This window comes from Achromobacter sp. Root565 (genome assembly GCF_001427425.1).
GTDB lineage: Bacteria > Pseudomonadota > Gammaproteobacteria > Burkholderiales > Burkholderiaceae_B > Achromobacter > Achromobacter spanius_D.
The window spans coordinates 623,604-648,053 of sequence record NZ_LMGO01000005.1 but is presented as its reverse complement, the minus strand read 5'-3'; the positions used below and the strand labels follow the sequence as shown (position 1 = coordinate 648,053).

The 24,450-nt window shown below is 66.4% G+C and carries 24 protein-coding genes; 11 read left to right on the top strand and 13 right to left on the bottom strand.

Going from position 1 to position 24,450, the window contains the following annotated elements; translation table 11 throughout:
• Positions 1–7: 7 nt before the first annotated feature.
• The 8 genes from ASD71_RS19605 to ASD71_RS19570 all read right to left on the bottom strand — a co-directional run bounded on the left by ASD71_RS19605 (position 8) and on the right by ASD71_RS19570 (position 8,293).
• Complete coding sequence (locus tag ASD71_RS19605) at positions 8–1,015, bottom strand: ABC transporter ATP-binding protein (protein ID WP_056568453.1); 1,008 nt, start codon at positions 1,013–1,015, stop codon at positions 8–10.
• An 8-nt stretch (positions 1,016–1,023) separates the two neighbouring features.
• Entirely contained in the window at positions 1,024–1,899 is an 876-nt protein-coding gene (locus ASD71_RS19600) for an ABC transporter permease (RefSeq protein WP_056568451.1), read from the bottom strand.
• Positions 1,900–1,912: 13 nt separating this feature from the next.
• Positions 1,913–2,848: an ABC transporter permease gene (locus tag ASD71_RS19595; protein WP_056568448.1), complete on the bottom strand. Its 936-nt coding sequence runs from the start codon at positions 2,846–2,848 to the stop codon at positions 1,913–1,915.
• A 52-nt stretch (positions 2,849–2,900) separates the two neighbouring features.
• On the bottom strand, positions 2,901–4,472 hold the full coding sequence (locus ASD71_RS19590) for an ABC transporter substrate-binding protein (protein WP_056568445.1): 1,572 nt from the start codon (positions 4,470–4,472) through the stop codon (positions 2,901–2,903).
• A gap of 69 nt (positions 4,473–4,541) precedes the next feature.
• The gene (locus ASD71_RS19585) at positions 4,542–5,987 is read right to left on the bottom strand and encodes a M81 family metallopeptidase (RefSeq protein ID WP_056568443.1); all 1,446 of its coding nucleotides are present in this window, start codon (positions 5,985–5,987) and stop codon (positions 4,542–4,544) included.
• A gap of 118 nt (positions 5,988–6,105) precedes the next feature.
• Positions 6,106–6,504 (bottom strand): RidA family protein, encoded by a 399-nt coding sequence (locus ASD71_RS19580; RefSeq protein WP_056568441.1) that lies wholly within the window; start codon positions 6,502–6,504, stop codon positions 6,106–6,108.
• A 43-nt stretch (positions 6,505–6,547) separates the two neighbouring features.
• Entirely contained in the window at positions 6,548–7,684 is a 1,137-nt protein-coding gene (locus ASD71_RS19575; RefSeq protein WP_056568440.1) for an FAD-binding oxidoreductase, read from the bottom strand.
• Positions 7,685–7,801: 117 nt separating this feature from the next.
• Positions 7,802–8,293, bottom strand: a complete 492-nt coding sequence (locus tag ASD71_RS19570) for a MarR family winged helix-turn-helix transcriptional regulator (RefSeq protein ID WP_056568437.1) — start codon at positions 8,291–8,293, stop codon at positions 7,802–7,804.
• A gap of 133 nt (positions 8,294–8,426) precedes the next feature.
• On the opposite strand from ASD71_RS19570, the gene ASD71_RS19565 reads away from it, so the two are divergent.
• The 10 genes from ASD71_RS19565 (at position 8,427) to ASD71_RS19520 (ending at position 18,416) form a co-directional block, all read left to right on the top strand.
• On the top strand, positions 8,427–9,692 hold the full coding sequence (locus ASD71_RS19565; RefSeq protein ID WP_056568434.1) for a flavin-dependent oxidoreductase: 1,266 nt from the start codon (positions 8,427–8,429) through the stop codon (positions 9,690–9,692).
• Positions 9,689–10,174: a DUF3237 domain-containing protein gene (locus tag ASD71_RS19560; RefSeq protein WP_056568433.1), complete on the top strand. Its 486-nt coding sequence runs from the start codon at positions 9,689–9,691 to the stop codon at positions 10,172–10,174. Before ASD71_RS19565 ends, ASD71_RS19560 begins: the two co-directional genes overlap by 4 nt.
• A gap of 44 nt (positions 10,175–10,218) precedes the next feature.
• Positions 10,219–11,184: a tripartite tricarboxylate transporter substrate binding protein gene (locus ASD71_RS19555; RefSeq protein ID WP_056568430.1), complete on the top strand. Its 966-nt coding sequence runs from the start codon at positions 10,219–10,221 to the stop codon at positions 11,182–11,184.
• Between the two features lie 73 nt (positions 11,185–11,257).
• Positions 11,258–11,788, top strand: a complete 531-nt coding sequence (locus tag ASD71_RS19550; RefSeq protein ID WP_056568426.1) for a hypothetical protein — start codon at positions 11,258–11,260, stop codon at positions 11,786–11,788.
• A 210-nt stretch (positions 11,789–11,998) separates the two neighbouring features.
• The gene (locus tag ASD71_RS19545) at positions 11,999–12,598 is read left to right on the top strand and encodes a nitroreductase family protein (RefSeq protein WP_056568423.1); all 600 of its coding nucleotides are present in this window, start codon (positions 11,999–12,001) and stop codon (positions 12,596–12,598) included.
• 160 nt (positions 12,599–12,758) lie between these two features.
• Positions 12,759–13,187 carry a VOC family protein gene (locus tag ASD71_RS19540; protein WP_056568420.1) on the top strand — a complete coding sequence of 143 codons (429 nt, stop codon included), beginning with the start codon at positions 12,759–12,761 and terminating at the stop codon, positions 13,185–13,187.
• 13 nt (positions 13,188–13,200) lie between these two features.
• The gene (locus ASD71_RS19535; RefSeq protein WP_056568414.1) at positions 13,201–14,127 is read left to right on the top strand and encodes a LysR substrate-binding domain-containing protein; all 927 of its coding nucleotides are present in this window, start codon (positions 13,201–13,203) and stop codon (positions 14,125–14,127) included.
• Between the two features lie 136 nt (positions 14,128–14,263).
• A complete protein-coding gene (locus tag ASD71_RS19530) occupies positions 14,264–16,345 on the top strand; it encodes a DUF4387 family protein (protein ID WP_056568412.1) in 2,082 nt (693 codons plus the stop codon).
• 127 nt (positions 16,346–16,472) lie between these two features.
• The gene (locus tag ASD71_RS19525; RefSeq protein WP_056568409.1) at positions 16,473–17,300 is read left to right on the top strand and encodes a lysozyme inhibitor LprI family protein; all 828 of its coding nucleotides are present in this window, start codon (positions 16,473–16,475) and stop codon (positions 17,298–17,300) included.
• A 273-nt stretch (positions 17,301–17,573) separates the two neighbouring features.
• Positions 17,574–18,416, top strand: coding sequence for an META and DUF4377 domain-containing protein (locus tag ASD71_RS19520; RefSeq protein ID WP_056568406.1), 843 nt, complete (start codon positions 17,574–17,576; stop codon positions 18,414–18,416).
• 49 nt (positions 18,417–18,465) lie between these two features.
• Here ASD71_RS19520 and ASD71_RS19515 read toward each other — a convergent pair whose 3' ends face one another.
• The 3 genes from ASD71_RS19515 to ASD71_RS19505 all read right to left on the bottom strand — a co-directional run bounded on the left by ASD71_RS19515 (position 18,466) and on the right by ASD71_RS19505 (position 21,939).
• Positions 18,466–18,909, bottom strand: coding sequence for a CopD family copper resistance protein (locus tag ASD71_RS19515; protein WP_056569476.1), 444 nt, complete (start codon positions 18,907–18,909; stop codon positions 18,466–18,468).
• Between the two features lie 237 nt (positions 18,910–19,146).
• A complete protein-coding gene (locus tag ASD71_RS19510) occupies positions 19,147–21,609 on the bottom strand; it encodes a penicillin acylase family protein (RefSeq protein WP_056568403.1) in 2,463 nt (820 codons plus the stop codon).
• 120 nt (positions 21,610–21,729) lie between these two features.
• Positions 21,730–21,939 carry a hypothetical protein gene (locus ASD71_RS19505; RefSeq protein WP_056568400.1) on the bottom strand — a complete coding sequence of 70 codons (210 nt, stop codon included), beginning with the start codon at positions 21,937–21,939 and terminating at the stop codon, positions 21,730–21,732.
• Between ASD71_RS19505 and ASD71_RS19500 the strand changes: the two genes are divergently transcribed.
• Positions 21,938–22,987 carry a hypothetical protein gene (locus ASD71_RS19500; RefSeq protein ID WP_056568397.1) on the top strand — a complete coding sequence of 350 codons (1,050 nt, stop codon included), beginning with the start codon at positions 21,938–21,940 and terminating at the stop codon, positions 22,985–22,987. The genes ASD71_RS19505 and ASD71_RS19500 overlap by 2 nt on opposite strands.
• 12 nt (positions 22,988–22,999) lie before the next feature.
• Here ASD71_RS19500 and ASD71_RS19495 read toward each other — a convergent pair whose 3' ends face one another.
• Positions 23,000–23,878 carry a hypothetical protein gene (locus tag ASD71_RS19495; RefSeq protein WP_235512251.1) on the bottom strand — a complete coding sequence of 293 codons (879 nt, stop codon included), beginning with the start codon at positions 23,876–23,878 and terminating at the stop codon, positions 23,000–23,002.
• Between the two features lie 161 nt (positions 23,879–24,039).
• Positions 24,040–24,372, bottom strand: a complete 333-nt coding sequence (locus ASD71_RS19490) for a DUF4148 domain-containing protein (RefSeq protein WP_056568395.1) — start codon at positions 24,370–24,372, stop codon at positions 24,040–24,042.
• Between the last annotated feature and the right edge of the window lie 78 nt (positions 24,373–24,450).

Sequence of the window (24,450 nt, the reverse complement as noted above, 5' to 3'; positions counted from 1 at the left end):
GCGGGTCTCACGCGGTCAGGGCGGCGGGCGCGGGGGCGTCCTGGCGCGCCCAGCACCAGACGCGGTGGCGGGCGCCGGCGTCGGTGGCGGACGGCGCTTCCTCGGTGCAGCGCGGCAGGGCCTGCGGGCAGCGCGCGGCAAAGGCGCAGCCGCGCGACGCGGGCGTCCTGACGGGCACGATGCCGGGCAGCTCGGCCAGCCGGGCTGTGTGGTCCTGGCCGTCGACGAAGTCGGGCAGCGAACGGATCAGCGCCTGCGTGTACGGATGCTGCGGACGGTCCAGCACGTCGTCCACGCTGCCTTCCTCGACCTTGCGGCCGGCATACATGACGATCACGCGCTGGCACATCTGCGCGACCACGCCCAGGTCGTGCGTGATCAGCACGATGGCCGTGCCAAGCCGCGCCTGGATGTCGCGCAGAAGGTGCAGGATCTGCGCCTGGATGGTGACGTCGAGCGCCGTGGTGGGCTCGTCGGCGATCAGCACCTTGGGCTGACAGGCCAGCGCCATGGCGATCATGGCGCGCTGGCGCATGCCGCCCGAGAGCTGGTAGGGATACTCGCGCACGCGGCGCGCCGGATCGGAAATCTGCACCAGCTCCAGCAGCGCCTCGGCCTGCACCAGCGCCTCGCGGCGCGACAGGCCCTGGTGCAGCATGAGCGATTCGCTGATCTGCTTGCCCACCGTGATGACGGGGTTCAGCGACGTCATGGGCTCCTGGAAGATCATCGAAATCTGGTTGCCGCGGATGGCGCGCATCGATTTCTCGGGCAGCGCCAGCAGGTCACGGCCGTCGAATTCGATGCTGCCGCCCGCGACGCGCCCCGGGGCGCGCAGCAGCCGCATGATGGACAAAGAGGTGACGCTCTTGCCGCAGCCCGATTCGCCGACCAGGCCCAGCGTTTCGCCGGGCAGGAGGTCGAACGAGAGCTTGTCGACGGCCAGCACGGTGGTGTCGTCGCCGTCAAAACAGGTGGTGAGGTCTTGCACGCGCAGGACGGGTTGGGTTTGCATGTGCGCTCCTACAGCTTCTTGGCCAGGCGGGGATCGAGCATGTCGCGCAGCCCGTCGCCGACCAGGTTGACGGCCAGGACGGCCACGCCCAGGAAGAGGCCCGGATACAGGATGATGTGGAACGCCACGGCCACGAAGTTGCGGCCTTCGGCCATGATGTTGCCCCAGCTCGGAATGTGCGGCGGGATGCCCACGCCCAGGAAGCTGAGCACCGCTTCGGTCAGGATGGCCGAGGCCGCAATGAACGTGGCCTGCACCATCAGCGGCGCGAAGAGGTTGGGCAGGATGTGGCGCATCAGGATCGACGGCACACGGGTGCCGACCGACACGGCGGCCTCGATGTACGGCTGTTCGCGGATGGTCAGCACCAGCGCGCGCACCAGGCGCACGACGCGCGGCACTTCGGGCACGACGATGGCGATGATGACGGTGCCCAGGCCGCCCTTCAGCGTAGCCATCAGCGCAATGGCCAGCAGCACGCCGGGGATGGCCATCAGGCCGTCCATGATGCGCATGATGAGGGCGTCGATGCGGCGGAAGTAACCGGCCATCATGCCCAGCACCACGCCGGCCACCGTGGAGACGACCGCCACCACGATGCCGACCAGGAGGGAAATGCGCGCGCCCCAGACGGTGCGCGAATAGACGTCGCGGCCCAGCGCGTCGGTGCCGAACAGATGCTCCGCCGACGGCGGCTTCATGCGCGCCATCGGATTGATCTCCTGCGGGTCGACCGTGGCCAGCCACGGCGCGGCCAGCGCGATGGCGGCCAGCGCCAGCAGGATCGCGCCGCCCGCATACAGCATGGGGTGGCGGCGCACGGATCGGAAGGCGCGCCGCAGGCGTGGGCGCGCGGCGGGAAGCGGCAGGGTGGTCGTGTTCATGCGTTGCCTCTTCTCAGTAGCGGATGCGGGGATCGAAGAGCCGGTAGCTCAGGTCGACCAGCAGGTTGATCAGCACGTAGATGCCCGAGGCCACCAGCAGCACGCCCTGAATGACCGGATAGTCGTGGCGCAGCACGGCGTCGATGGTCAGGCGGCCCAGGCCGGGGATCGCGAACACGGTCTCGGTCACGACGACGCCGCCGATCAGGAGCGCCACGCCCACGCCGATCGTAGTGATGATCGGATTGGCGGCGTTCTTCAGCGCATGCCAGACGACGGGTCCGGACGACAGGCCCTTGGCGCGCGCGGTGCGGATGTAGTCTTCGGACAGGGCTTCCAGCATGGTGGCGCGCGTCATGCGGGTGAGCAGCGCCATGTAGACCAGGCCCAGCGACAGACAGGGCAGCACCAGGTGGCGCAAGTAAGGCACGAGGCCATCGGCCAGCGGCTTGTAACCCTGCACCGGCAGCCAGCCGAGCTTGATGGAAAAGCCGTACACGAGGCTGTAGCCGATCAGGAACACGGGGACCGAGAACGCACAGACCGCGCCCACCATCACCAGCCTGTCCAGCCACTTGCCGGCGTTCCAGGCGGCCAGCACGCCCAGCGGAATCGCCGCCAGCACGGCAAACAGCATCGTGAAGAGCGCGATCGAGATCGTCGGGCCCATGCGCTGCGCGATGAGCTGAGACACGGGCATCTGCGTGGACATCGAGGTGCCCAGGTCGCCCACGGCAATATGGCTGATCCAGATGACGAACTGCTGCAGGAGCGGCTTGTCGAGCCCCAGGTTCTGCCGGATTTTTTCGACGTCGTCGGCGGTGGCGTTGTCGCCCGCGATCACTGCCGCGGGATCGCCCGGCGATAGGTGTATCAGCAGGAAGACCACGACGGCCACGACGGCCATGACGGGTATGACGGCCGCGATGCGGCGCAGGATGAATTTCACGCTGGATTCCCCCCGGCTTGCGGCCGGGCGCGTGCGGCGCCCGGCGTCTGCCTTACGGTTTCTCGATGTTCCACATCACCGGAATGCCGGACTCGATCAGACCGGTCTGCTTCAAGCCGCGCACCGCGAAGACAGGCTTGAACTCGCCCCACATCACGTACGGCACCGTCTGGTAGGCGCGCGCCTGGATCTGCGCGGCGAGGTCCTTGCGCTTGGCGGCGTCCGTCTCGCGGATCCAGCTGGTGCGCAGGGTGTCCAGTTCCTTGTCGCACGGCCAGCCCGGCAGGCTGTTGCCGCAGGCGGCGGACAGCCAGGGGTTGGTCACCGGCGTGCTGGCGTCGAAGTAGCCGCCCCAGGTCAGGAAGATGTTCCAGCCGCCCTGGGCGGGCGGGTCCTTCTTCAGGCGGCGGCCGGCCAGCGAGGCCCAGTCCATCGACTGCAGATCCACGTTCACGCCAGCCTTCTTCAGGTTCTGCGCCAGCACCATGACCGCGGGGGCGCTCAGGTGATCAGTGGGGTACAGCAGCACCACCTTCTCGCCCTTGTAGCCGGCCTCTTGCAGCAGTTGCTTGGCGCGCGCGGGATCGGTCTTGGCGTAGGGCGCGGCGCCCGCGTCGGTCGCCAGGGGCGAGCCGCAGATGTACATGGTGGCGCAGTAGTCCACGCGGTACTTGTCCGGGTAGCCCATCGCGGTCAGCATTTCCTTCTGGCTGACCAGGTAGTACACGGCCTGACGCGCAAGCGGGTTGTTGAACGGCGGATGCAGCGAATTCAGAATCACCATGCCTTGCGAAGCGACCGACGTGCTCAGCGTGATGTCCGGGTTGGTTTCCAGCACCGGCAGGAAGTCGGGCGTGACCTGTTCGATCATGTCGACCTCGCCGTTCATCAGCGCGGCCGTCGAGGTGTTGCCATCCGGGATGTAGACCCACTCCACGCGGTCCACCTTGACGTTCTTGCCGCCCGCCAGGCCGTCCGGCGCTTCGGATCGCGGCACGTAGGCCGGGTTCTTCACGTAGACGACCTTGTTGCCGGGCACCCATTCATCGCGCTTGAAGAGGAACGGGCCCGAGCCGACCATTTCGGTGACCTGGGTGTTCGGATCGGTGGCGGCCAGCCGCTTGGGCATGATGAAGGGCGGCATGCCCGAGGGCTTGGACAGCGCATCCAGCACCAGGCCGAAGGGCTCCTTCAGCGTCAGCGTGAACGTGTTCTCGTTGGTGGCGGCGAATTCCGCGCCGGCCGCCATCATGGCCTGGCCGAGCGTGTCCTTCTTTGCCCAGCGCTGGATCGACGCAATGCAGTCCTCGGCCGTCACCGGCGTGCCGTCGTTGAATTTCAGGCCGGGACGCAGCGTGAAGGTCCAGGTCTTGCCGTCTTCGGACTTGGTCCAGGTGTCCACCATCTGCGGTTTGACCTGGCCCTTGCTGTCCTGGGCGAACAGGGTGTCGAACACCATGTAACCGTGGTTGCGCGTGATGTAGGCGGTGTTGAAGAGCGGGTCCAGCGTCTTCAGGTCCGCGTGCGGCACCAGCCGCAGCGTCTTGGTCTGGGCGAGCGCGCCGGTCGCGGCGCTCATGGCCAGGAGCGCCGCGGCTCCCAGCAGGCTGAAACGTTTGATCATGGATTTCCCCTTGTTGGTTCTGGTCTGCCGGTCATGGGCAGCAATGGTGGTTGGTCATGGGCCCCGGCCTCAGGCCTTGAACGGCCATTTCGGCAGCTTGCGCTTGAAGAATGGCAGCGTGTTGAGGTCATTCGTGATGGCGCCCGGCGTCTCGACGTAGATGACGTGGCGGCCCACCTTCGAGTACGAGGCGTAGAAGTGCTGCGACGACTTCACGATGATGAGCTTCATCGCGGCCAGGTCCACGCCGAACTGCGTGAAAAGGTCGGTGCCCATCGCCTGGGTGCGAGAGGTGGTCATCACGAGGGTCACGCCGCCGGTGCGCACGACGGCAACGTCGCCCAGCAGCGCGGGCGTGCCGGCCAAGCCGGTCATGACGGCGTCGCGCTTGAGCGCCAGGATCTCGCAGTCCAGGTCCAGCGGCTGGCCCGACACCGGCGCCACCTTGCCGCCGACGCGCAGCTTGATCTGCGCGCCTTCGCCCGCCTCGAAGCACAGCTGCACCGCAACCGGATCCCAGAACGGGCCGGTGGCGACGTCGGTGATGCCGCGCGCCAGCACGCGTTCCAGGATGAAGGTGGCATCGCTGGGCGCGCCGCCACCGGCGTTGTCGGCCGAATCGGCCAGCACCACCGGAAACTCCTTGTGCGCCAGCGCCTCATCCAGCGCTTCGTCCGCGCCGGGGTAGGGCGGCGCAAGCTGGTCGCGGAAACCGATGATCTCTTCGCCCAGCGTGCGCGCCAGCGCCTCGGCCTGCGTGGCGTCGCCGTCGGTATAGACCAGCACCTTCGATCCCATGTCCGGCGTGTCGCCCCACGGAAAGCCGTGCGCGATGGACACGGACAGCACGCCTTCCTTGCCCTCCATCGCGAGCAGGCGGTCCACGAAGCTGCGCATCGGCTCGCGGCTGGTGTGCATGATGGAAATCATCTCGCAGTCGTAGACCGCGCGCGTGGGGTTGATGCGGCCTTCGGCGCGCGCCACGCACAGGTCGACCAGGTCGAACGCGCGTTCCAGGATGTCGGTGTGGGGGTATTCCTTGAAACAGACCAGGAAGTCGGCGCTCTCCACCATCGCATCGGTCAGGTGGCAGTGCGGGTCGAGCTCGGCGCCGATCACGGTGCCGGGGCCGACGATCTCCCGCGCACGGCGCAGCAGGTCGCCTTCACAGTCGTCGTAGCCGTCGGCGACCATGGCGCCATGCAGGCCGAAGAGCGCGATATCGACCTTGCCCGCGCGGCGCAGATCGTCCAGCAGCTCATCGCGCAGCGTCTCGTAGGCGTGGCGGGTGGTGACGCCGGCCGGCGTTGCGCCCGCCGTCAGGCCCTCGATAAGCGTCCAGTCCTTGCCCGCGGCGCGCTGGCGCGCGGCCCACAGCGGGCCCGAGAACATCTGCATGCGGTCCGGATGCTGGCCGGCGGGGTAGTAGCCGCGCGCCCGGTAGGAGGCCAGGCCGGTCGGGATGGGGGAAAAGGTGTTCGTTTCGGTCGCCAGGGACCCGGAAAAGATTTTCATGAATGACGCTCCGCGCAAAAGTGGGGGCTTGAGGGCGCGGGCATCGGGGCGCGCGCTTGGGGGTGTCGCCCCGCCAGGCGTGGGCCTGGCGGTGTCATGCAATCGAACCAATACGGCTTCAGGCGGCCGCGGGGCCTTTGGCCTGGGCGTCGCCCAGCCATGCCTGCACTTCGATCTCGACGTCCACGTCCAAGGCCAGCTTGGCCTCGACGGTGGAGCGCGAGGGGAAATCGGACGGGAAATGGCTGCGGTAGGCCTCGTTGAATTGCGCAAACAGCGCCAGATCGGTCAGCCACACGGTCACGCGCACCACGTCCTTGAGGCTGGCGCCGGCCATTGCCAGCGTTTCCTTGATGCGCTCGATGGCGGCGTGGGTCTGTGCGGTGATGTCGCCGCGCACGACCTGGCCGTCGGCGTCCAACGGGATCTGGCCGGACAGGAACAGGAAGCCGCCCGCCTGGGTGGCGCGCGAAAAGGGCATGGGCAGGGGGCTGGGGTAACGGGTGATGGCGGTCATGTCGGGGTCTCGGTGATCGGGGTCTCGGTTGTCGAAAGCCGGATTAGCGCAGGCGCTCGGGCCGCACGGCGTCGGCATTGACGCCGTGCGCGTGCAGGTGATCGGGAAGGGGCTGGCGCGTCAGCAGCGCGGCCGCCAGCTCGGACGTGGCCGCCGCGGTCTGGATGCCATAGCCGCCTTGCGCAGCCAGCCAGAAGAAGGCGGGCGTGGCCGCGTCCCAGCCCACGACGAAATCGCCGTCGCGCACGAACGAGCGCAGGCCGGCCCAGGTGTGCTTCGGACGCCGAATGGTCAGCGTCGTGGCGGTTTCGATGCGGTAGATGCCGGTGGCCACATCCAGCTCTTCGGGCACGACATCGTGCGCGTCGACCGGGTCGGCATTCGCGGGCGAGCCCAGAAGCTGTCCGGCGTCCGGCTTGAAGTAATAGCTTTCGTCCACGCCGACCACGGCGGGCCAGTGCGAGAAATCCACGTCGTCCGGACCGCTGAAGGTGAAGGCAGTGCGGCGGCAGGGTTGCAGGCCGACGGGAGCCGCCCCGCATAGGGCAGCCATGTGGTCGGCCCATGCGCCCGCGGCGTTGACGACTGCGCGCGCCCGAATTTGGCGGCCATCGGCCAGGCTCAGCGTCCAGACATCGTTCTCGTGCACGGCGCGGACCAGTTCGGCGTTGTTGTGCAGCACGGCGCCCTGGCGGCTCATGCCGCGCAGAAAGCCCTGGTGCAGGGCATGCACGTCGATGTCGCGCGCATCGGGCTCTTCGATAGCGCCGCAGAGCTGGTCCTCGCGCAGGCAGGACACGCGGGCCACCGCTTGCGCGGCGTCGATCAGGGTGACGTTGGGCGACTGCCGGTGAAAATCTTCGAACGCATCCTGCAGCAGGTCCTTCTGATCTGGCGTTGCGATGTACAGCACGCCGCGAGGACTGAGCAGCGGATGCTCGCAGAAGCCTTCCGGCGGATGTTCGTAGAACGCGCGGCTGGCGCGCGTGAGCGCCTTGATCTGCGAGGTGCCGTAGGTCTCCATGAACATGGCCGCGGAGCGGCCGGTGGAGTGATAACCGGGTTGGGATTCGCGCTCCAGCACTGCCACGGACGCCGAGGCGCTCAGGCGGTAGGCCACGGAGGCGCCGGCGATCCCGGCGCCGACCACGGCAAAGTCGTATAGGGTTTCAGCAGTCATTTTGTCGGAAGCGAGAATTCTCTTATTTGATAATTCTCGAATACGATAGTTTTTTGACGGCGCCGAGGTAATAGGGGAATGCCCGGAGTGGGGCAAAGGCGCGATATCGGGGGCGCGTTAGCCCAGCTTGCCCAGCAACCCGATCAGCTTGCGCCGATCCGCCGCGCCTAGTTTTCCGCTGATGCGCGCGTCGTGCGCTTGCACGGCCTCGGTGATGGCGGCCAGTGCGTCATGGCCGGCCGGCGTCATGGCCAACGCGTAGGCGCGCCGATCGCGTTCGGCCTCCTGGCGTTCCACGTAGCCCAGTTCCTGCAGCTGGTTGACGATCTGCACCGCGCCCGAACGCGCGATGCCCAGGATGCGGGCCAGGTCGGTGAGCTTGAGGTTTTCGTTCGCGGCGATCAGCGTCAGCGCCGAGTAGCGCTGCGGCGTGATATCCCACGGCGCCAGCGCGGCCAGGAAGTCCTCGTAGATCAGTATCTGCGCGCGACGGATGGCGTAGCCGACCAGGTCGTCCAGGGCGCCGTACTGTATGCCGGGCACATGCGGATCGAAGTGTTCGCCGCGGGCAGCAGGGCGGCGAGGGTGTGGGGCGGAGGCTCTGGACATTGGGGGCGGATCGCGTACGGGCCTCAACACTAATGCAGGCGTCGCCGCCGCGCCACCGGATTGCGGGAAATCCCTCGTGCGAAATGCACGGCAATTTTGTTATGTTGCATAACAAATAAGACCAGGAGTAGACATGCAAATCGTCATTGCCGGCGCCGGTATCGGCGGGCTGACCCTTGCGCTGATGCTGCATCGGCGCGGCATCGGCTGCCGCATCTATGAAAGCGCGCAGGAATTGCGGCCCTTGGGCGTCGGCATCAATCTGCTGCCCCACGCGGTCAGCGAGATCGAACAGCTGGGACTCATGCCCGAGCTGGCCGAACGCGCCATCGAGACCTCGCAGCTTCACTACTACAACAAGCTTGGCCAGCCGATCTGGCGCGAGCCGCGCGGCCTGCAGGCCGGTTATCCGCTGCCGCAGTTTTCCGTGCATCGCGGCGAATTCCAGATGCTGCTGGCGCAGGCCGTGCGCGACCGGCTCGGGCCGGATGCCATCGTGCCGGGCATGGTGCTGGAATCGGCCAGCCAGGATGCGGGGGGCGTGCACGCGCAGTTCCGCCGCCGCGCGGACAACGTGCTGCAGACCGTGCACGGCGACATCCTGGTGGGCGCCGACGGCATCCACTCGGCGCTGCGCCGTCAACTGCATCCGGTGGGGGACGATCCGCGGTTTTCCGGGCGCATGCTGTGGCGCGCCGTGACCGAGGCGCCGCCGTATCTGGACGGGCGCAGCATGTTCATGGCGGGGCACCAGGACCAGAAATTCGTCTGCTACCCGATCTCCGAACCGCTGCGCAAACAAGGCCGCTCGCTCATCAACTGGATCGCCGAGCTGTCGATCCCCGGCGCGGAACTGCCCGCCACCGACTGGAACCGCAAGGTCGACAAGTCCGTCTTCGCAGACCGCTTTGCCGATTGGCGCTGGGACTGGATCGACATCCCTGCCATCATCGACGGCGCCGAGGCGATCTACGAATTTCCGCTGGTGGACCGCGACCCGTTGCCGCGCTGGACGCGCGGCCGCATCACGCTCTTGGGCGATGCGGCACATCCGATGTATCCCATCGGCTCCAACGGATCCGCCCAGGCAATCCTGGACGCACGCTGCCTGGCTGACTGGCTGGATCAGGCCGAGCGTGGCAAGGCGCGCTCGGCAGAGATCGCGCTTCTGGAGTACGAGGCCGAACGCCTGCCGCGCACCGCCGGCATCGTGCTGCGCAACCGTTTGAACGGCCCCGAGCAGGTGATGCAGATGGCCGAAGAACGCGCGCCGCAAGGCTTCGCGGACATCAATGATGTGATATCGGGCGAAGAACTGGCGGCGGTGTCGCTGCGCTACAAGCAGTTGGCGGGCTTTGACCCCGCCGCGCTGCGCCTTGCCCGCGGAGAAAAACCATGAGCGATCCCGATGCCATCAACGAACCCAAATCGCCCAGGCTGGAACACGTGACCACCGTCGTGGTCGACGTGGGCGCGCCGCAGGAAGTGGGCGATACGCCGCAGGGCCGGCGCCGCGTGATCCCGATCACCGGCGGCACGGTCGAAGGCCCGCGCCTGTCCGGCAAAGTGCTGCCCGGTGGCGCGGACTTCCAGATCATCCGCTCGGCCACGTTCACGGACATTCACGCGCGCTACGTGATCGAGACGCCCGCGGGCGAGCGCGTGTATGTCGAGAACACCGGCATCCGCACGGGCAGTGCCGAGGACATCGCGCGGCTGGCGCGCGGCGAAGCCGTCGATCCGGCGCGCATCTACTTTCGCAGCTATCCCCGCTTTGAGACGTCGTCGCCCGCGCTCGGCTGGATGAACGAAAGCCTGTTCATCGGCACCGGTGCGCGCTATCCCGACCGCGTCGAACTGCGCTTCTATCGCATTTGCTGAACCCGCGGCAGCCGCCGCGGCATTAAAAAAACCAGGAGACAACCATGCAAACGATGTTGCGCCGCCTGCTGGGCGGTTTGATGCTGTGCCTGCCGCTTGCGGCAGCCGCGCAGTTTCCCAATGGGCCGGTGCGCCTGAACGTGGGTTTTCCGCCCGGCACGGGGCCGGACATCGTCGCCCGCACACTGTCCCAGCACCTTGGACCGCTGCTGGGCGAAAGCGTGGTGGTGGAAAACAAGGTCGGCGCGGGCGGACAGATTGCCGCGCAGACGGTCGCGCGCAGTCCGGCCGACGGCCAGACACTGCTGCTGGGCGAAGTCGGCTCCATCAGCATTTCGCCCGCCACCTACCGCAACCTGAACTACGATCCGCCCCGCGATTTCGCGCCGATTTCCGAGGTGGTGCGTGCCGACTTCGTGCTGGTGGTGCCGGCCAGCTCGCCCTACAAGGACCTGGCGGCCTTCGTCGATGCCGCGAAAAAGGCGCCGGACCGCGTGAACTTTGCCACCTTCGGCGCGGGCACGCCGGGCCATTTCGGCGCGGAGCTTTTTGCGCGCGAGGCGGGCTTGAAGATCGAAGCGATCCATTACCGGTCGACGGGCGATGCCGTGTCGGGATTGGTGTCCGGGGGCGTGCAGGCGGCCTTCGTGACGACGGCGCTGGCCGCACCTCAGGTGCAGGGCGGCAAACTGCGCGCGCTGGCCACCACCGGCGCGAAGCGCTCGCCCGCTTTGGCTGACGTGCCGACCTTCGCGGAGGGCGGCCTGCCGGCGGTGAACTTCGGCGCGTGGTTCGCGCTGTTCGCGCCGGCCGGCACGCCAGACGCCGTGCTGACCCGCTTGCAGGCCGACAGCGCCGCCGCGCTGCGCCAGCCGGCCGCCGTGAAGACGCTGGGCGAAGCGGGATTCGTCGTGGTGGGCTCGGACCGGCAGGCGCTGCAGGCCTTGCTGACGGCGGAATCGAAGCGCTGGGCCGACGTGGTGAAGGCGACGGGGTTCCGCGCCGACTGACGGATCGAGGGGATCGGCAATTGTCTATAGTCACGGGTTCTTCAATCTTCGTGCTTCACAGGAGACCCGCTGCATGTCCGATCCCACATCCGATCCCACATACGATCACGTCCTTTCCCATCCGCCCCGTTGCCTGGACGGCGTGCGCACCGCGCCCGTGCCGCTGCTCGTGGAGGATCGGGGCGAGGTCGCTGTCGCGTTCCGCCTGCTGGGCGCGGACGGGGCGCAGACGGGGGAGATCTTCGGGTTTGACCTGCGCGATTACAACGAACACGTCCAGGACTACGAGTTCGTCTCTCCGCTGGCGGTCAAATGGGACGGCGCGCCGGATGGCGTCGTGGTGTTCGACAGCGACATCCACGGCTACCACGGCGAGCTGGATTGCTCGGCCAAGATCCGCGGCGAGGGAGCGGCCCAGGCCTTTGCATGCCCCGCCTGCCAGGGCACGCGGTTCAGCGTCTTCGCGCAGTTCGACTACGACGGCACGGACGAGCTCTGGGACGAAGACCCGGACACGGTACAGAACTTCTTCAGCAACCTGATCGTGGCGGGCCAGTGCGCTTCCTGCAATACGGTGACTCGCGTCCTGGACATGGACCTCTGACGAGACCAAACGACTGAAGGCGGGCCGTCGGGAGGCGGCCACCCGAAGGCGGCCGATTGCTCGCGCAGATCGCACGTTTCGGCCCCTTTGGCATCACCTGTGGAACAGTATGTTCCAGCCAAAGTGCGTTTGAACGGGTATTCGCGTCATGGTCGAGCCGGTAGAATGCCTTCCATCGTCATCTCTATCTACTGGTCGAAAGGTCAAATAATGAGCAACGCATATCTCGAAGCGCTCAAGCAGCGCCGCACGCAGTATTCGCTGGGCCGCAACCTGTCGGCCTCCAAGGAAGAACTGACCACGCTGATCCAGGACGCGATCAAGCACAGCCCGTCCTCCTTCAACTCGCAAAGCTCGCGCGCCGTGATTCTGTTTGGCGCCGAAAGCGACAAGCTCTGGAACCTGGCCACGGAAGAAGTGCGCAAGGTTGCGCCCGCCGAAGGTTTCGACAAGACCGAAGCCAAGCTCAAGAGCTTTGCCGCCGGCGTGGGCACGATCCTGTTCTTCGAAGACCAGGACGTGGTGCGCGGCCTGCAGGAAAAGTTTGCGCTGTACGCCGACAACTTCCCGGTCTGGTCGGAGCAATCGGGCGGCATGGCCCAGTTGTCCGTGTGGACCGCGCTGGCCAACGCCGGCGTCGGCGCCAGCCTGCAGCACTACAACCCGCTGATCGACGCCGCCGTCGCGCGCGAATGGAACGTTCCCGCCTATTGGAAGCTGCGCGCGCAGATGCCGTTTGGCTCGAACGAAGCCGGTTTCGGCGACAAGGCTTTCATGGACGATGCCGAGCGCTTCCGCGTGTTTGGCTGATCGAGCCCGGGGGCGTGCCGCGCACGCCCCACATGACCGCGGTCTTCAGGCCCGCATTGCCCGGCAGGGCAATGCGGGCCTTGTCATTTGATCGAGCCCCCATATCGGCCGCACCGGATGGCGCTATAGTCGACCGATCCCCCACCAGGAAGGAGTCGTCATGCAGACCAACGAGATCCATCGCGGCCGCCTGATCGATCACATTCAGCTTGTTGTGCGCGACCTGCCGGCCAGCCAGCGTTTCTACCAGGCGGTGTTCGATGCGCTCGAGGTGCCAATGGGCGGCACGGCCGACGATTATTTCTGGGCGGACGAGCTCTTCGTCTCATCGGCCGACAGCCAGGCCGCGCTGGGCCAGTTGACGGGACGCCACCATCTTGCGTTTCAGGCGCGCGATCAGGCGATGGTCGACGCGTTTTACAAGGCGGCGCTGGCCCACGGCGGCAAGGACAACGGCGCGCCGGGATTTCGCGAATATCACCCCGGCTACTACGGCGCCTTCGTGCTGGATCCGGACGGCAACAACATCGAAGCCGTGTTCCATGGCGAAGCCCAGCGCAGCGCGCCATCGGTCACCGTGACATTCTGACCGGAGCGTTTCCGTGCAGCTGCGCCATCTCCGGTACTTCGTGAAGATCGTTGAGGCGGGCAGTTTTTCCCGCGCAGCGGCGCTCATCCCGGTGGCGCAGCCCGCGCTTAGCCAGCAGATCGCGGCACTGGAAGAAGAGTTGGGCGTAACGCTGTTGCATCGCAGCGCGCGGGGCGCGCGTCCCACGGCCGCGGGCGCCGCGCTCTACACGGAGGCCGCTTCCATCCTGAGCCGCATGGAGCGCATCCCGCAGATCGTGCGCTCGCTCAGCGGCGACATCCAGGGCGTGGTGCGCATCGGCATGTCGTCCACGCTGGCGTCGTTTCTGGCCGGCGAACTGATGGAAAAATGCCGCACGGCGCTGCCCAAGATCAGCCTGCGCTTCAGCAGCGATGCCAGCGGTCAGCTGGGCGTCCGCATCCGTGACAGTTCGCTGGATCTGGCGCTGGTGTTCGAGGACGAACCGACCACGGGTTTTGCGCGTCAAGCGCTGTTCCGGCAACGGCTTTTCGTGATCAGCCCGCGCAAGCCCGGGCGCCGGCCGTCCGCCATGCGCTTCGAGCAACTGGCCGACATGCCGCTCATCCTGCCCGCGCATCCCAACATGACGCGCAATCTGCTGGACCGGCTGTTTTCCGAGGCCGGCATCACGCCGCAGGTGGTGGCGGAAACCGAGGTTTTTTCCGGCATGCTGTCGGCGGTGCAGGCGGGCATCGGCCACACCATCCTGCCGCTGGGCGACTTCTCGGGCCAGCCGGGCAACGCGATGGTGTCGGCCGTGCTGATCGAACCGCCGGTTTATCTGACGGCGGCGGTCATTGCGTCCAATGACGTGCCGCTGGCGCCGCCCGCCGAAGCGGTGCGCACGCTGCTCAGCGAGTTCGTGATGCAGCACGTGCAGGAAAAAGGTCTGGCAGGCGCGGAGCCTCTGCCTTCCTGACGGGCCGCTAAAAGGCCATATCCGCGGCCGATACCCGCATATCAACATAGTATTTTTTCTGTTGCGCCGGCAGGCGCAATCTTCACTCCCATGCGGCAACCGCAATGTCTGCGACCTGCAGAACTGGAGAGTGATGATGGCAAAGCTGGTTTATCGCGTGGTGTCCGCGTGCGGCGCGCTGGGATATGGATTTCCCCGTGAATCGCTGCAAAAGGCGCTGGAAGGGCGGATCGACGCCGTGATCTCGGATGCGGGATCGATGGACGCCGGCCCCTATTACCTGGGCACGGGAACCGAGTACTTCGAACGCGAGGCCGTGAAGGCGGACTTTCGCCACATGGTCGAGGCGGGCGAACGCATCGAGGGTCCGGTCATCCTGGGAAGCTGCGGCATGGCGGGCGGCAACCGCAACCTGGACTGGATGATCGACGTCGCCAAGGAAGTGTTTGACGAGCTGGGGGTGGCGGACCGAACCGTGGCGGTCATCCGGTCCGAGCTGGACCCGGCCAGCGTGATCCGCGAATTCCGCGCGGGCGCGCTTCGGCCCACGGGCGCCGGGCCGGAGCTGGATGCAGCGGCGCTCGAAGAGAGCACCATCGTGGGTCAGATGGGCGTGCATCCTCTCATCACCGCGCTGGAAAGCGGCGCGAAGTATGTGCTGGCCGGCCGCGCGTGCGACATCGCGCTGTTCGCGTCCGACATGATCCGCCGCGGCATCGACCCGGGTCTGGCGTACCACGTTGGCCACGTGCTGGAATGCGGCGCGCTGGCCTGCGATCCGGGCTCGCCGTCCGATTGCCTGGTCGCCGAAATCTACGACGACGGCACGGCGCTTTTCGTGGCGCCGGACTCGGGACGGCGCTGCACGCCGTATTCGATTGCGGCGCACTCGCTCTACGAGGAAAGCCATCCGCAACTGCAGTTCTATCCCGAAGGCATCCTGGCGATGGAACACACGGAATTCTTCGCGCGCGACGCCCGCACCGCCGGCATCCGCAACAGCCAGTTCGTGCATGCCGGCAAGCCGTGGCCGTGGAGCATCAAGCTGGAGGGCGCGCGGCGGCTGGGCAAGCGCAAGGTGTCGCTGGTTCACCTGGATCCCGCGGACCTGCCGCGTGTGCCTGGCGACGTGCTGGTCTATGGCCGCAATGGCGTCCAGGCCGTACCGCTGCGCGAGGGCGAAAAGGAGCTGGGCCTGATCGTCGAAACGTGCGCGGCGACGCCGCAGGCCGCCGAAACGCTGGCCAGCCTGCTGACCCACTATCTGATCCACTATGGTTACGCGGGCCGCAAGGCCACGGCCGGCAACATCGCCTATCCGCTGTCGCCCAATCTGGTGAGCTTCCGGCGCGAGGACGGGCAGTACGGCGCAGTGGTTCCCAGCGGCACGCGCGATCCGGTATTTCAGGCCAATTACCCGATGATCAAGGACGCGGTCATCACGCTGGTCCAGGCGGAATTTCCGGACGCGCTGCGCGCCGCAACGTGGAAAATCCATGAGGCAGACGCGAGCCATCCGGTCGCGCTGGTGCGCACCATCGACCGGGATCCTCGCGTGCTTGCCGATCGCCATCACGCGGAACTGCAACGTCTGCTTTCGCTGGCCGCCGCGCGCGACGGCTCGCGGCTGGACATGGATGCCGGCGATGCCTACGAATGGACGCTGTACCACCTGCTGCTGAACGAGGACATCATCAAGAACCGCATGTTCCCGATCACGTACTTCCGCGCCAACGGCGCAACGTGGACGGAAAGCGGATCCGGCCGGCCGCGGTATTACGACATCGGCATCACGGAATACACGGGCAACCTGGACGATCGCACGCTGTCCCTGATCGCCGATGCGCCGCCCGAAGGCACGCCCCAGCGCGAACAGCCGCTGCTCGACATGGCCGTGGTGGTCCGCAGCAAGGACGCGGGCATCAACCGGCTGACGTTCGACATCGTGTTTAACTCGGCCGCCGATTACGAGGCCGCATTGCGCTCGAACGTGTTCTGCCCGGCCAACGTGGCTCGGGTGCTGGGCGTGGCGCCCGAGCGCGTGGTCGGCACGTTCTTTGTGGATAGCTGCAACGCCATCAAGCTGACCATCGACCGCCCGAACATTTCGGCTTCGCCGGATGAGCGCGACGTGTTCGGCGCGCAACAGCAGGCCGTCGTCGAGCGTCTGTCGATACCGCATTACGCGGAACGGCTGGCGATGGCGTCGGCGCTGTAGCGCGCGTTGACGACGCCGCCGATCGCGAACGGGAAGGGCGATCGGCGGCTTGCCGTTTTCGGCGCGGGGGCGGTTTCATGCCAGAATTGCGGGCTGTCCAACCGCCATCGAACCCGAGAAGAATCCGATGAAACCTGGAATTCCCGCACTACGGTTGTTGTCCCTGGCTGGCTTGTTCGCATTGTCCGCGCCCGCGTTGGCCATTGATTGCAAGAAGGCCTCCACCGGCGTCGAGAAGCTGATCTGCGCCGATCGCGGCGCGGTGTCCGCCGATGCGGAATTGAATCGCAGCTACAGCGCGCTATTGAAAGCCGCGCCCGATGCCGAGATACGCACCATGCTGGTCGACGGCCAGAAGCGTTGGCTGGCGGCGCGCGACAACGCACTGGAAAGATTGATCGAGTCGCCCGACCTCCTGCCCGACGGCAAAACCCCCGCACAGGCCGCGCGCAGCCTGATGCTTGCGCGCAGCGCCGAGTTCAAGGAAAAGGCCAAGGGATCTGACACCCCGGTCCTGATCGCGCGGGCGCTGGAACAGCGCAAGTTCCGGGCGCAGTTCACGGGCGGTCCGTTTGCCGGTTTCGCGTCCTCGTGCGACGTGCTGCCGCCCGACTACAACAACTACTCCTGCTTTGCGACCCGCCATTACCAGCACAATGACCGCGTCTGCTCGATCGACGAGTACTGGGCTTCCGGCGGCGTCTACACGAAGCGCTACGTGGCCAACGTGGTGAATGGCAAGCCCAAGGTCATCGCGTCGTGCTCGTTCAGCAGCGCCGATGAGGCGTGCGACGACGGCAATGGCAAGACCCGTTGGAACCGATCCCCGGCAAAGCCTGATTTCAGTTATGCCGACACGCCGCTGCCGAAGATCGACGGCGACATCTTCGACACCGACGACTACGAATGGGCGCAGGCTTGCCTGGCGAGCCCGGTGTATCCCGAGGAAAAGTAGCGCTTGCTGGCGGGCGCTGCCGCGCAGGTGTCAGACGAGGAAGGTGTCAGACTGTAATTGCGCGCGCGCCGGCCGTGAGGGCTTGGCCGCGCCCGCAGGATGGACATTTCCCGTGTGCAGCACGCGGCGCGCGGACGTTTCAATCGGGCCGCCCGGGAGCTGATCGGCCGCAAGATTTGGAAACGGACTGCTCCGCGCAGCGGTAATTCCGTCCACGCCACGGACGTAGAATCCCGCTTTTCATCAGGGCCACGCGGCTGACAGGAACCAATCATGAAAAAAACCATCCTTCTTGCATCCGTTTGTGCGGCGCTGCTGTCTGCCTGCGCGCCCACGACCTCTCCCCGCGAAGGATCGTCCGCCATGCCTGATTCCGCCACCACGTCGGCCGCCACGTCCGCCACTACATCCGCTTCCACTCAGGCCAGCCTGAGCGCCTACCACTGGCGCCTGACCGCCGCCACCGATGCCGCGGGCAAGTCCATCGCCGCGCTGCAAAAGGGCGTCGAGCATCAGGTGCGGCTTACCTTCAAGGACGACGGCGTGAACATCCGCGGAGGCTGCAATGCGCAGTTTGGCGGATACACGTACAAGAACGGCGTGCTGACCATCGCGAACCTCGCGTCGACCATGAAGGCATGCGAACAAAGCCTGATGCAGCTCGATGCCGAGATCGGCCAGCGTCTGAAGGGCGATCTGCGCGTGACGCTGTCGGGCGACAAGGCCGAGCCGGCGCTGGACCTCACGACGCAGGACGGCAGCGTGCTGAAGTTCGTGGGCGAACCCACGCCGGAAACGCTGTACGGCAGCGCGGGCCAGATCATGTTCCTGGAAGTGGCGGCCAAGCGCGCCGAATGCAGCCATCCGATGATTCCGCATTACCAGTGCCTGATGGTGCGTGAACGCAAGTTCAACGACGCCGGCATCGCGTTGCCGGCGCCGGACAAGTGGCAACCGTTGTACCAGTCGATCGAGGGGTTTGAGCACCAGGACGGCGTGCGCACCGTGCTGCGGGTCAAGCGCTACGACTGGAAGAACCCGCCCGCCGATGCGCCGTCCAAGGTTTACGTGCTGGACATGGTGGTGGAGCAGGACGCATCGGGCAAACGCAAGTAAGCGAGGGGGGCGTTAGCGCGATCAGCGCGGTTAGCGCCCTTGGGCCCGATCACCAGGTGATGTAGAACATCGCCTTGGCCAGCACCACGATGGCGAGCATGTGGCAGAACACGCTCAGGTGCAGCCGGCCTTGCAGCGCGCCGGTGAGCTTGCGCCGGCGGGCCATCACCAGCGCGGTTGCCACATGAACCAGCACGCTGACCGCCAGCGCGATCTTGATGGAAAGCAGCAGGCCGAACGATGAGGCCAGCGGCGCGGACAGCGCGCCGCGGTGCTGCCAGGCCAGTCCCAACCCCGCCAGATACAGCACCACCACCGACCACGGCACCACCGAACGCACGCGCGGCCCGAGCTGGCTGCCCAGCGCCTTGCGCACGTCGGCCGGCAGGCGCCGGTGCACCGGTTCAAGGAACAGCACCTCGAACGTCACCGTGCCGACAAACAGGAAGGCCGCAAGCAGGTGCAGGATGAGCAGCGCGGGATAGAGGGTCATGACGGCATTCTCCGCCCGCGGATAACGGCGCGAAATGACAAACATCAAGGGCGCAGGCCCGGGTTGAATCCAGCGGTTCATTGACCCCGGTGTCAGACACCCGTTGTGACGCCGCCACACACTCGGACCCAGGTGTCAGACACCCATTGAGACGCCGCCGCAGGCTGACGACCATCTCCGACGGGTGTCTGACACCGTCCCAAGCAAGCAGCCCGACAAAACAGCCGGGAACTCAGCTCACTTACCCGCCGGCTGCAGCGTCAGCGTGTCCGACCGCTGGCTGTCCACCTTTGCCCGGCTGAATGCCATCGGGAAATACTCGCCCGTCGACCAGCCTTTCAGCAGGTCCTGGTAATGCGGGCTGCGCGGATCCGCCGATTGGCCCGGCACGTTCTGCACGCGCGAGTTGTCCCAGTCGGCCACGTCGATCACCTGGCGGTACGACGCGCCGCTGGTCACGCGGTAGTCGCTATTGCGGAACGTCGCGCGGTGCACCGTGTCGTTGTCGCCGCCGACCGGATAGCGCGGCGTGCCCCACGCCTTCGCGGTGTCCGGCGGCAGCAGGCTGGCCAGACTGTGATCGAACTGGATGTGGTGCAGCTTGCCCCACTGCCATTGCTTCGAATCCGGCCCCATCTTCGCGGTGAGCTTCGTGAGGCCATCTGCCAGCGCCTGCAACAGCAGGGCGTCGCGGCCCTGATCCGGACGAGGACCAAAGGCGGCATCGGGCGTGGCCAGCTTTTCCAGGGTCTTGCGGGTGGAAAGCTCGCCGAACGCCGCGCGCCCGTTTGCCGGCACATACAGGTCGGTCACGCGCTTGACGACCTCGGGCAGCCAGAAGGCGTAGACCGTGGCGGCCCGGGAGTCCGTGGCCATGCGATAGTCCCAGTCCTTCAGCAGGCTCAGCGCCGACCCGATGTTTGCGTCCGCCGAATTCAACGATTTGGCGTAGCCGCCCAGCGTGCGGGCAGGAATCGACAGGTTGTCGAACTGCAGGTCCTGAGACTGCTGCACGGTCAGCCCCTTGCCGTCGGCCACGACCTCGCGGATTCGCTGGATGCGGAAGGGTTCGGCCCAGGTGCGCGCCGACATGTCCTTGTACGGATAGTTGGCGGGCAGGTTGTACTCGTTGGCCGTGGCGACATAGCCCTCGGGCGGATTGAAGGCACGGGGCAGGGAGCTGCCGGGCAGCACGCCGCGCCATTCGAAATCGCCATTGCCGGGCACGGGTAGCATGCCGGACCAGTCGTTGCGCGGACGGATGGGCGCGATGCTGCCGCCGAACCAGCCGATGTTGCCGTCTACGTCGGCATACACCATGTTTTCGCTGGGCGTGTAGTGCTTTTCCATGCCGGCCACGAATTCGTTCCAGTTCTGCGCCTGATTCAAGCGCAGGCTGGCCAGATAGGCGGCCGTGCCCGGGAATTCCAGGTAGGCGGCGCGCAGGGCGTAGGCCTTGCGCCGCACCGGGTCTTCATGGATGACGGGTCCGTGACGCGTGAACTTCAGGCTTCGCATGGCGGGCGACGCGCCGCGCACCGGGATGTTCTCGTCGATCTGGCGCATCTTTTCCCAGCGGCCCTGGTAGCGGTATTCGCCGGGATTCGCGGGGTTGGTGTCGTAGACGTACAGGTCTTCCTCGTCGCCGAACGCGAAGATGGTCAGGCCGAACGCGATGCGGTCGTTGTGCCCCATCGAGACGCCGGGCAATGACGGTTCGCCCGCGCCGATCACATTCCAGCCGGGCGCATTCAGGTGCACCATGTAGCGCAGCGACGGCATCGTGATGGAGCGGTGCGGGTCGCCCGCCAGGATGGGCTTGCCGGTGGCGGTGCGTTCGCCGCTCAGCGTCCAGTTGTTGCTTTCGTAGCGCGGCGCCAGCGGATCGAAGGCCGGATCCAGCGACGCGAGCCTGCCCTCGGACAACGCGCTGGCCAGCTTGACGCGTTCATCCGCGGCAAGCGGGCTGCGCGGGAAGTCGCCCGCCTCGAACTTCTGGCCGTCCCGCGCCAGCCGGTAGGTGCTCAGAACGGACTTGTTGATCTGACGCACATCCAGGCCGGCCGGCACCTGCAGCGCCAACGGCGGCTCGAAGGTGCTCAGCCCCTGAACGGTGTTCAGGCCCAATGCGGCGATCTGCTCGGACATCCGCACTTCCTCGCTGACGTTGCGCGTCAGGCCGTAGATGCGGATCAGCGAGGTCTCCGGACTCCAGTAGCCGGGCTCGGTGCCTGTCAGCTTGAATTCCGGCGGAAGCTGGTCGGGATTGGCCTTTACCCAGTTCACGTAGGCGTTGATGCCGTTGGCGAACGCGGTGAGGATGGCCTGGCCTTCGGGGTGGTAGCTGGCGAATTCCGCCTGCATGTCGCCGCGGTACAGGAAAAGGCGCGCGGCGCGGTCCTGCTCGACGAAGCGCGGGCCGAATTGTTCGGCCATCTTGCCTTCGCCCTGGCGGCGCCATAGGTCCAGTTGCCACAGGCGGTCGCGTGCGGCCGAAAATCCCTGGGCAAAGAACAGGTCCGCCTGGTTCTTGGCGTAGATGTGGGATACGCCGTGTCTGTCCCTGACGATCTCCACGGGCTGCGACAGCCCCGCCATGGCAATCGTGTCCTTCTTGCCGCCTGGCGAGGCGCAACCCGCCAGCACTGCGATCAGGCCGCTTGCCAGCAATGCGGCGGCCCTGCGCTTGAACGTACGCATAGACTTCTCCTCCGGTTATTGATCTTTTCTCTGCCGGCGGTACGCAGGACGCTGGAAGCCGCGCCGAACGCAACACCATGCAGCGACTACAACTAAAGCAGAAGCGTGTGGAGAACTGTTTTATTTGATTAGATCTGGCAGGACTTGTAACGCTTCGTTGAACACCGCCCACTGGGGGAAGCGCAGCCGGCTGATAGCCGGTCCGCAAAATGCGCGCGCAGGCATGAAATTTTTGGTCACGACATCGCGAGCCGGCCGGTAAACTCGGGCGCCCCGAATATCGTCGGCGCGCCCCAGTTCCGCCGTCACCGCAACTAGCCATTCATTCATGCCGATCTCCGACCTCGCACGCAGCCTGTCCCGTCCCATCCTTGCCGCCGATGACCTGGAGTCGATGGAGCAATTCTTCCAGCGGCCCGAAGTTGGCGCCTTTTTGACCCATGCCCGCAACCCGGCGCACACCGCCGCGGCCCTCCAGGAATGCGCCGATCTTCTGCCGCAACTGCATCCTTCCCATGCGGCGGCGCTGGCGCTGATGGGCGGTTCGCTGGTGGAAAGCGGCGCCGATCCCGCCATTCTGTTTCCCACGCTGCACGCGCTGCTGCGCGACTGGCTGCAACGCCTGCGCCCGTTCTGCGCGCAGGAAGTCGAAGACGACGATGACGAGGTCGAGGAAGCCGATCGCCAGGCTTGGAGGGATGCGCAGGCCAGGTTGGCGCAGGTGCCGCAGGATGCGTTCTGGGAGGTCGAAGCCTTGCAGGCCGCCGTCGACGTGCTGGTGCTGCCCATGATGACCATGTTGTTGCGCCACCGCGGCAATCACCAGGCTTTCATCGCCGATGAGGCGCTGATGGGTTTGCTGTATGCCATGGCCACGGTCAACGACAGCCTGCCGTTCGACCAGCTGCATTTCCTGTGGCTGGCGTCGCGGGTGAGCTATGAAGACGAACTGGTGGTGGTCCTGCCGGCATCCGGGACCGGATTCGTCGCCGAGGCCCATGCCATCAACAACACCTTCCACGCCTTCACGCTGCTGCAGATCCTGATCGGCGAACACGCGCAGGCGTTGGGCGTGCAACGGGAGATCCCTCCGCGCACGCCGGACATGGACGGCGACACGGCCGACTTCCAGTGGCTGCAGGCCGGCGCCTACGCCGGGGGCGAACTGAAGAACATGCTGAAGTGGGCCTTGGGCGAAGCCGCGCTGCGCGACCATCCGTCCCGGCACGGCAGGCGCGTGCTGATCGCGTTGGAAACGGACGAGGGGACCAAGCGCAACTGGTCGGGATTCAACGGCGTGATACACGAAGCCCAGCAGCCGTCCATGACGTTCAAACGCTATCTGACGCCGGAGGATGTGGCGTCGTATCTGGCGTGAGCTGGCGCAGGTTCAGCTCCGCTCGAACATCTTGTCCACGCTGTCTTGCAGGTCAAAGACGTCCGACGCGGCATACAGGCCAACCGACTCGCGCAGATGGGCGGTGCCGGGCGGGGTTTCCATGCAGGCCTTGATAAGCACGAACTGGCCGGCCGGATCCGGCATGAACTTCATGCCGGCGACTGACATCCGTTCGATCCGCACGCTGCCGTCGTTGTAGCGGCGGCCGCGGGCGGGCTTGTCGCGTAGTTCGTCGATGGCGGGCACATGGTCAAAGACTGCGTCGTAGAACTCAATGACGGCGCTTTGATTGGTTTGCGCGCAATGGTGCACATAGGCGGCGTAGTAATGGCCGTCGAGCCGGTACGACACCACGTCGCCCGCGCGGTAGAACGTCAGGCTGTCGGGCAGGCCGGGGGCGCGCTTGAGCGGCGCGGGCGGCGTGTGCAGGAAGGCGGTCTTGATGGCGGCGGTCTTGCGATGAAAATCGTCGCTCAGGGCCACGGCATCGTTCAGGGCGTCGATGGCGGCATCTGCGCGGTCCGCGATGCCGGCGTCGGCGATGCCGTACTTGTGCAGCAGGATGGCCAGCGCGACGGCGGTCTTGTCGCGATACAGGGGCGAGGCCGCGTCGTCGCCGGCCTGCAGCACGCAATTCCAGCGGCGCAGCAGGGGCGCCAGCACGCTGGCCGACGGGTTGGCCGCGATGCTGGCGTCATGGCGGGCGCGCGCCATGGTGTCCGCCAGCAGGCGCGCAAGGTCTTCATCCAAAGTCTGGACCAGGATGTCGGCGGCGAGTTTCTTCAGCGCCTGGGCGTGGGTGATGGCGGTCATGGTGTCGATGTTGGCCGTGGCGCGCCGCAGGTCTTCGATGTAGCGGGTATCGGTCATGCCAAAAGGCGGGGGCCGGATAAAGAAGAGGCTGGAGGATAAAGGGCCATGGTGTCCGCCCAGTTACCAGATGCAAGCCGATCCGCCGAATGGTTGCGAACACGGCGGCACGCGGCGGGCAAGGTGCCTCGCCGTCGCGCGCCGTCACTGCGTTGCAGATGTCACCACCGGCGCTGCGAGCCGCTCTGCGGCTGCGATGCCGGCTGGCCCATTCCACTGGTCCGGATGGTGGTTTCGTATTTCTTGTAGTCCTCGATATACGTGGGCGAGTTGATGTTCGGGCTTTCCTCGCCGGCCCATTGTTCTTCCAGGCCGGCTTCGCGCCATGCAGCCAGGTCGCGTTCGACGTCAGCCCGGGTGGGCGTGAAGTCCGAGGGGGGCGCCGCGGTGGTCGGCGCCGTGGAGGCGGACTGCGCGCCGGCGGGGCCGGACAGCAGGGCAAAGGCCGCCAGCGCAGCGGGAATAAGGGCGCGGAATGGCAGGACAGGCTTCATGAATGGCTCCTTGTGGTCGCGTGGGGGCGCAGCGTTGGGGCCGGTGTCGTTCGGGCGTGCGCGATGGCGCCGCACGGC

What these genes read in the sequence shown, in the direction of transcription:
- ASD71_RS19555 (WP_056568430.1), top strand. Translation starts at nt 10,219, where the DNA reads ATGCAAACGATGTTGCGCCGCCTGCTGGGCGGTTTGATGCTGTGCCTG.
- ASD71_RS19505 (WP_056568400.1), bottom strand. Translation starts at nt 21,939, where the DNA reads ATGAATGAATGGCTAGTTGCGGTGACGGCGGAACTGGGGCGCGCCGAC.
- ASD71_RS19600 (WP_056568451.1), bottom strand. Translation starts at nt 1,899, where the DNA reads ATGAACACGACCACCCTGCCGCTTCCCGCCGCGCGCCCACGCCTGCGG.
- ASD71_RS19560 (WP_056568433.1), top strand. Translation starts at nt 9,689, where the DNA reads ATGAGCGATCCCGATGCCATCAACGAACCCAAATCGCCCAGGCTGGAA.
- ASD71_RS19575 (WP_056568440.1), bottom strand. Translation starts at nt 7,684, where the DNA reads ATGACTGCTGAAACCCTATACGACTTTGCCGTGGTCGGCGCCGGGATC.
- ASD71_RS19495 (WP_235512251.1), bottom strand. Translation starts at nt 23,878, where the DNA reads ATGACCGATACCCGCTACATCGAAGACCTGCGGCGCGCCACGGCCAAC.
- ASD71_RS19580 (WP_056568441.1), bottom strand. Translation starts at nt 6,504, where the DNA reads ATGACCGCCATCACCCGTTACCCCAGCCCCCTGCCCATGCCCTTTTCG.
- ASD71_RS19585 (WP_056568443.1), bottom strand. Translation starts at nt 5,987, where the DNA reads ATGAAAATCTTTTCCGGGTCCCTGGCGACCGAAACGAACACCTTTTCC.
- ASD71_RS19490 (WP_056568395.1), bottom strand. Translation starts at nt 24,372, where the DNA reads ATGAAGCCTGTCCTGCCATTCCGCGCCCTTATTCCCGCTGCGCTGGCG.
- ASD71_RS19550 (WP_056568426.1), top strand. Translation starts at nt 11,258, where the DNA reads ATGTCCGATCCCACATCCGATCCCACATACGATCACGTCCTTTCCCAT.
- ASD71_RS19515 (WP_056569476.1), bottom strand. Translation starts at nt 18,909, where the DNA reads ATGACCCTCTATCCCGCGCTGCTCATCCTGCACCTGCTTGCGGCCTTC.
- ASD71_RS19605 (WP_056568453.1), bottom strand. Translation starts at nt 1,015, where the DNA reads ATGCAAACCCAACCCGTCCTGCGCGTGCAAGACCTCACCACCTGTTTT.
- ASD71_RS19565 (WP_056568434.1), top strand. Translation starts at nt 8,427, where the DNA reads ATGCAAATCGTCATTGCCGGCGCCGGTATCGGCGGGCTGACCCTTGCG.
- ASD71_RS19590 (WP_056568445.1), bottom strand. Translation starts at nt 4,472, where the DNA reads ATGATCAAACGTTTCAGCCTGCTGGGAGCCGCGGCGCTCCTGGCCATG.
- ASD71_RS19545 (WP_056568423.1), top strand. Translation starts at nt 11,999, where the DNA reads ATGAGCAACGCATATCTCGAAGCGCTCAAGCAGCGCCGCACGCAGTAT.
- ASD71_RS19530 (WP_056568412.1), top strand. Translation starts at nt 14,264, where the DNA reads ATGGCAAAGCTGGTTTATCGCGTGGTGTCCGCGTGCGGCGCGCTGGGA.
- ASD71_RS19510 (WP_056568403.1), bottom strand. Translation starts at nt 21,609, where the DNA reads ATGCGTACGTTCAAGCGCAGGGCCGCCGCATTGCTGGCAAGCGGCCTG.
- ASD71_RS19520 (WP_056568406.1), top strand. Translation starts at nt 17,574, where the DNA reads ATGAAAAAAACCATCCTTCTTGCATCCGTTTGTGCGGCGCTGCTGTCT.
- ASD71_RS19525 (WP_056568409.1), top strand. Translation starts at nt 16,473, where the DNA reads ATGAAACCTGGAATTCCCGCACTACGGTTGTTGTCCCTGGCTGGCTTG.
- ASD71_RS19500 (WP_056568397.1), top strand. Translation starts at nt 21,938, where the DNA reads ATGCCGATCTCCGACCTCGCACGCAGCCTGTCCCGTCCCATCCTTGCC.
- ASD71_RS19570 (WP_056568437.1), bottom strand. Translation starts at nt 8,293, where the DNA reads ATGTCCAGAGCCTCCGCCCCACACCCTCGCCGCCCTGCTGCCCGCGGC.
- ASD71_RS19540 (WP_056568420.1), top strand. Translation starts at nt 12,759, where the DNA reads ATGCAGACCAACGAGATCCATCGCGGCCGCCTGATCGATCACATTCAG.